The following is a 248-nucleotide window of genomic DNA, read 5'->3' as shown; positions in this document are numbered from 1 at the left end:
AACCATCCCCATAAGACGCACTTGCTTTCTTCTCAACCGCATTAAGAATAAAGCCTTTCACTTCAATGCCCGCCATTTCAAAGCGGTGGCGTGCAACTTCAATTTCTTTCACGGTATTTTGACCAAAACGACCTACCATTAAGGTTGTGCCCGCTAACGCGCCTACAATGCTTGGGTCTGTGACAGCCAGTACCGGTGGCGTATCAATCAGCACTAGATCATATTCACTTGAAGCCCATGTGATAAAG

Annotated in this window: 1 pseudogene; it reads right to left on the bottom strand. The window is 46.4% G+C overall.

Annotated features, from left to right (window positions below):
- Positions 1 to 248: pseudogene (locus JFU56_RS22645) on the bottom strand (tyrosine-protein kinase); the annotation flags it as partial.

The organism is Moritella sp. F3 (genome assembly GCF_015082335.1).
In the GTDB taxonomy this organism is placed as follows: Bacteria; Pseudomonadota; Gammaproteobacteria; order Enterobacterales; family Moritellaceae; genus Moritella.
This window is presented reverse-complemented; position numbering and strand designations above follow the sequence as displayed.